Genomic DNA, 5,155 nt, shown 5'->3' on the forward strand with positions numbered 1-5,155 from the left:
TGCTGGCGCAAGCGGGCTCTCCGACGGCGCTGATCGCGCTCGGCATCAACCTGTTCCGCTTCGAGGTGAAGGGCGAGAAGCTGAGCATTTTGGTGATGTGCGCGCTCAAGCTCGCGGCCATGCCGGCAGCCGCGTTCGTGCTGGCCAGACTGCTCGACCTGCCGCCGGTGGCCGCCGGCGTCATCGTGCTGTTTGCGGCGATGCCGACCGGCGCGAATGCGTACATCTTCGCGGTGCAGTATCAGCGGCTGGTGAACCCGGTGTCGGGTGCGGTGGCGCTGGGGACGCTGCTGGCGGCGGTCACGTTGCCCGTGGTGGTGTGGATGGTGGCGGGAGGGAAGTAGGCGGCCTGTCGATTGCCGACACCGCTATGCAACAGCCTGGCCGGCGCGCCAAGCCATCTCCCAGAAATCTGCCTCCAGGCGGGTGGCTTCCTTGAAGATCGCAATCAGCTCGGCCTCGCGGGCCGGCGTGGCGTAGCGATCGGCGAGATGCTCCATATGCGCCTGCGCCCTGGCGGCGACCTCCTGGTATGGCACGCCGGCATATTCGTCGATCCAGACGCGATAGGCGTTCGTCGCAGCATCCGCACCGGGCCGCGAGGCGAGCCGCGTTGCGATCTCCGCGTACCCGATCACGCAAGGCGCAAGCGCGACCTTGAGCGCCAGCAGATCGCCGCGCATTCCCGCATCTAACACGTAGCGCGTATAGGCCAGCATCTCGGCCGCCGGAGGAGCTTGTTCAAGGTCGTCCGGGGACAGGCCCCATTCGGCACAGAGCTTCACATGCAGGTTCATCTCGACATCGAGGATGGCCGACAGGCCGGTCGCGGCTTCACGCATGTCGGCAAGCCTGGGCGACTTGTAGACCGCGAGCGCGTAAGCGCGCGCAAACTCGATGAGGAACAGATAGTCCTGAACGAGGTAGTGACGAAACGCAGCTTCGGGGAGCGAGCCGTCCGCCAATCCGTTCGTGAAGGGATGCTCCGTATAGGCCCGCCACTCACTGGCCGCGGCTGCCTTGAGACGCTCGAAAAAACTCACGATCTTTTCCGCCTGCTTGCTTGTCCATCACACGTCATGGGCCCGCTACCGATAGCGCATTGCCGACGGAGGAGCTACGGTGCCGGCGGACAAAGCTGGCTTTGGGAAACGGCGGATTGGTCCCGCCTCGAGCGCACCGATCGCTTTGGCATCAACCTGCCCCGCTTCACGGTGAAGGGCCGCCCGGCAACGTATCAACGGCTGTCAACCCGGTGTCAGGCGTAATGGCGCCGGGACAATGAATGCGGCGGTGACGTTTGCCGGTAATGGTCTGGGTGGTTACGCGGTGAGGTGTCGGCCAGCGACGCGCACAGCCTCCCCGCGCCCAATCGCCAATCAGCGCAGGCCGAAGAACGAGAGCACCGCAGCAATCACGACGATCAACCCGATGATATAGATGATACCGTTCATAGCTCAGCTCCTCAGCGTTGTCAGTCCTGCCGCAGCTACAAACACCCGGGGTCATGAAAGGTTCGCCGCGACATCCCGCGGTTTTCCGCCGGGAGCCGGGAACGAAAACCAACCATCCTGTTCGCCGGGCCGGAGCCGCGCGATCATTTTGCGTTTGCACGCAAAGGTCGCTAGTCTCTCCTGATACGTTCAGGGAGGGTAACATGGCACAACGCGAAGAGATGCTCGCACTGGTCCGGCGCGCCTATGCCGCACGCGACAACGATGACGCCGAGGGTCTGGTCGCCGCTTTTCATCCCAAGGGTCAGTTCGCCCTGATGGGCGACAAGGCCGCACTCGAATTGACGGGAAGCGTGGAGGGACACGCGAGCCTGCGCGGTGCCTTCAGCAAGTTCATTGAAGACTTCGGCTTCGAAGGCCGCGAGATCCTGGCCGAGCTGGTTGATGGAGACAGGATCGCCATCCATTCCCGTGTCGATGTTCGGTATCGTCCGACCGGAAAGGTTTTCAGCACCGAGATCCTGGACCTGTTCAAGTTTCAGGACGGCAAGATCGTCGAGTTGATCGAGTTTGCGGATACGGCGCAGGTGAAGATGATGATTGCGTGAGGACGCGACGGTAGAATTTCATACACCGTCACCGTGATCCCGTCCGTATCCCAAACAGCCGCTCGTCGTGAGGGTAGCGCCCGACATGCGACACGCGGATGCGCGCCGCATTCACGTGTCTCGGATTGATGAGATAATTTTGCGCAAACGACACGATGACAGACGGCACCGACACCACAGCGGTGCGTTTCTCGTCAAACCATGGCCTCAACATATCACGTGTCACCCTGGGATCGCCGGCCCAATTCGGCGACATTTTTTCGATGTCGCTCAAGCTTACCTTTTCGACAGCGAGGTTATCAGGCACGTCAATACCAAGCAGCTGATAGCTGGTCGGCAAGTCCTCCACATCGATCTCCAGATGCACCATCACTTCGAGCAGCGCCGAAGCCGGATGATCCGCAGCGTAGACCACGTGCCGGCCGCGATCATGCCACCGGCCGTCGGTCTTCAGACCGCCAATGCCGGAAAGATCGTCGAAGTTGGAGATGCGCCAGATCCTCACGCCGAATCCTCAAGCGAGGATGCCGTGATCGATCCGATGCAACATCTCCTCGACCACGCGCGCGCCCGCCTCCGTCGCGAGGTATGCGAGCGGCGTCTCCCCGCCCAGCGCCTTCTTCGACTTGCGCAGCCAGCGGTGCGCCTTCGCGGCATCGCCGAACACCTTTGCAGCGAGCCGGTCGACCCGGGCCAGTCTCACCGCCTTGTCGGTCTCCTCGACCGTCAGCGGCTCGCCATCCGACAGCCGCCGCGCCAGCGTGCGTTTCGGCACGACGAGGGCATGGATTTCGTCGTCGCTGTAATTCGAGAGGCGCTTGAGCGCAGCGGGTTCGATGCGAAACAGACTGTTGCCGTCGATCACGACATCGAACAGCTCGACCGAGGCCTGCGCTTCATCCGCCGTCCTGCCGACCCCGAGCGACGGCGCATCGGTGACGGTGGAGAGCCCCGTGACCGCATCGAAATGCCCCCGCACGACAACCGCGCCAGGGTGCGGTTGATAAGTCTGGTCCGGCTCGGCGGCGGACAGGAGCTCAGCCGCAGCCGACTTGCGGGGTTTGTCCAAAGGAGATTTGCGAGACGCCCTCAACGACTGTTTCTGGTCAGGCCGCTGAGTAAGGGCCGACGCTGCAATGGCCTTGATCTGCTTGGTGCTCAACGAGTCGTGGACGCGGCCGCCACCCGAAGAGGCTCGAGCAATACCTTTGCCACTACGCTGGTTCTTACCCATGAGATTACATCCGGCGACCGTTATGCCAAATGCCCAACTGACTTGGCCAGTTGGCATCTAAGCACATGCACGGATGTATTCAAGTGTGTTCGCACTCGGGTTTACCGCCGCAATGCTGCCACGCGGACGCTAAGCCGCGTCAAAGGACGTGCCGGCCCCGGCGAACCCTAAAGCAAGACTCTTCACCGCCATCAGCCGCGTAGCATGGGTTGAGCCCTTGCGAACCCATCTAGCCAATTTTGTTGGTAACATCACATCGCGCAGCCTACCGTGGTGACTTCGGCCGCGCGGATGCTGCTTCTTCATCGTGTTGTGCCTACGAAAACCGGTTGCGAAGAAGAGATGGGTTTCGCGAAGGGCTCAACCCATCCTACGAGCTGATGACTTGCGATGCCAAGTGCGAAGACAGTGTAATTAGCCCCGGCCTCCGCGCCGGATAGAAGGGACTGCATCACGTCTTTATGACGCCCGAAGATTTTAGAATCTCAATGCTTTTCTCAAGGTCAACCATTCCCGTAAATGACACTTCCTTGATCGCTCCGGGTGAACTCTCAGTCGCAAGCTGAAGCGTGAGCCGAAGACTTCCGAGCATATCAGTGAGATCTGCCCTCACGCTTCCCTCATCCAACCCGGCGGGCCGCAGTCGTACACCAAATATCTTGCTTTCTCGCAGAGTGCAGCCAGGAAGGATGGTGTCGTCAACGCGGATAGAACTTGATCGACCGGTCGCGCCTGGAATTGCTCCAAAGTAGTAATCGTCACCGCGTCCATCTGGATGTTTGAGGGAGCGCGCGACAAGAGCCCACTTGTATGCGGCCATGCGCCCTGTGTTCTCAATCAAGAACTTGGCATCCACGCGCAGCACCGGCTGGCCTTGGTGCAGCCACGCCTCAATCTCAACGTCGGTTAGCTCAAAGTCGAGGTCCGGGCTGGTCTGGCGCTGCCGCAGCAGTTCTAAGTAAAAATGAGGCGCAGGGAGTGAGCGTCCTGCCGATCGGTAGTAATAAGTATGATCGCGTACGCTTTGATGTGGCGCCAGCGCGCTGTCACCAAAATCGATGACAATAACGTCGCGCCCAGCGGGTATTTGAGTGGATGCGGTGCATCCTACCACGTGCACACGAAAGTCATTCAAACGATAGTCAAGAAGCTGAGGAATTTTCTGCTCGAGCCAATCCCTCGTCGTCGTCCTCCCAGACCAAATACGAGGCACGCCATCGAGCTTCCCTGCATCAGTGACTCCAAGGATGAGGTGCCCACCACCCGAATTAGCGAAGGCGGATGCGGCTTTAGCTATTTTGTCGAGCAAACTGTTTCGATCCGGTACGTCGAACAGCATCCCGCTCTTCCGCTCGAAGTAATCGTGCTCGCCCGCTGGCAATTCGTTGACCTGTTCTTCTGTCCAATACTCACGCTTCACGAAGGTCATGTCGGATTGCTCCTGACGCGAAATAGCGTTCCATGCCGAACGCCGCTTTGAGAGCCGAGTTGCCAAGCCACTAGTGGCTCGCTGGCTTGTGCCGTATACGGGCCAAATCACTGCATGCTCCAGCGATTGATCGAGTGATTGCTATATCTCTTAATCTCTCGGCCTCGCCACCCAACTAGGCAAAAAGCGAAATTGAGAGATACCGAATGGGGTCTGAATAGCTCTAGATGTCAGTCTAATCGTGCGCGTTCATTGCAGTAAGAGCGGAACACGCGCGGCGTCCAGCAGCGGCCGTACACATCGAAGAGCCGGGGACGAGGCGTCCTCAAATGAGCAATCAGCTGCCTTGCCGTTTTGGGTCAGTCTCGGGATGCATTGGTACAGTTGGGTGGGCTCGAACCACCGACCTCCTGTTCCACAGACAGGCGCT

Annotated in this window: 6 protein-coding genes; 2 read left to right on the forward strand and 4 right to left on the reverse strand. The window is 60.1% G+C overall.

All coding sequences use genetic code 11. The features are described 5' to 3' along the window. Positions 1–344: AEC family transporter (locus JHD07_RS18420; protein ID WP_291624570.1), on the forward strand; the 344-nt coding region annotated here is incomplete at its 5' end. A 24-nt stretch (positions 345–368) separates the two neighbouring features. Here JHD07_RS18420 and tenA read toward each other — a convergent pair. Beyond that, positions 369–1,043: a thiaminase II gene (gene tenA / locus JHD07_RS18425; protein ID WP_291624571.1), complete on the reverse strand. Its 675-nt coding sequence runs from the start codon at positions 1,041–1,043 to the stop codon at positions 369–371. Positions 1,044–1,657: 614 nt separating this feature from the next. On the opposite strand from tenA, the gene JHD07_RS18430 reads away from it, so the two are divergent. After that, entirely contained in the window at positions 1,658–2,062 is a 405-nt protein-coding gene (locus tag JHD07_RS18430; protein WP_291624572.1) for a nuclear transport factor 2 family protein, read from the forward strand. Between the two features lie 28 nt (positions 2,063–2,090). Here JHD07_RS18430 and JHD07_RS18435 read toward each other — a convergent pair whose 3' ends face one another. The 3 genes from JHD07_RS18435 to JHD07_RS18445 form a co-directional block, all read right to left on the reverse strand. Beyond that, the gene (locus JHD07_RS18435; RefSeq protein ID WP_291624573.1) at positions 2,091–2,567 is read right to left on the reverse strand and encodes an RES family NAD+ phosphorylase; all 477 of its coding nucleotides are present in this window, start codon (positions 2,565–2,567) and stop codon (positions 2,091–2,093) included. A gap of 9 nt (positions 2,568–2,576) precedes the next feature. Further along, positions 2,577–3,353: an antitoxin Xre/MbcA/ParS toxin-binding domain-containing protein gene (locus JHD07_RS18440; protein WP_291624574.1), complete on the reverse strand. Its 777-nt coding sequence runs from the start codon at positions 3,351–3,353 to the stop codon at positions 2,577–2,579. A gap of 394 nt (positions 3,354–3,747) precedes the next feature. Further along, a complete protein-coding gene (locus JHD07_RS18445) occupies positions 3,748–4,725 on the reverse strand; it encodes an ATP-binding protein (RefSeq protein WP_291624575.1) in 978 nt (325 codons plus the stop codon). Between the last annotated feature and the right edge of the window lie 430 nt (positions 4,726–5,155).

The organism is Bradyrhizobium sp., assembly GCF_016462955.1.
Lineage (GTDB): Bacteria > Pseudomonadota > Alphaproteobacteria > Rhizobiales > Xanthobacteraceae > Bradyrhizobium.

Bases quoted from the DNA above. Each gene is read 5' to 3' on its own strand.
- JHD07_RS18445 (WP_291624575.1), bottom strand. From the start codon at position 4,725: ATGACCTTCGTGAAGCGTGAGTATTGGACAGAAGAACAGGTCAACGAA.
- JHD07_RS18440 (WP_291624574.1), bottom strand. From the start codon at position 3,353: ATGCCAACTGGCCAAGTCAGTTGGGCATTTGGCATAACGGTCGCCGGA.
- JHD07_RS18430 (WP_291624572.1), top strand. From the start codon at position 1,658: ATGGCACAACGCGAAGAGATGCTCGCACTGGTCCGGCGCGCCTATGCC.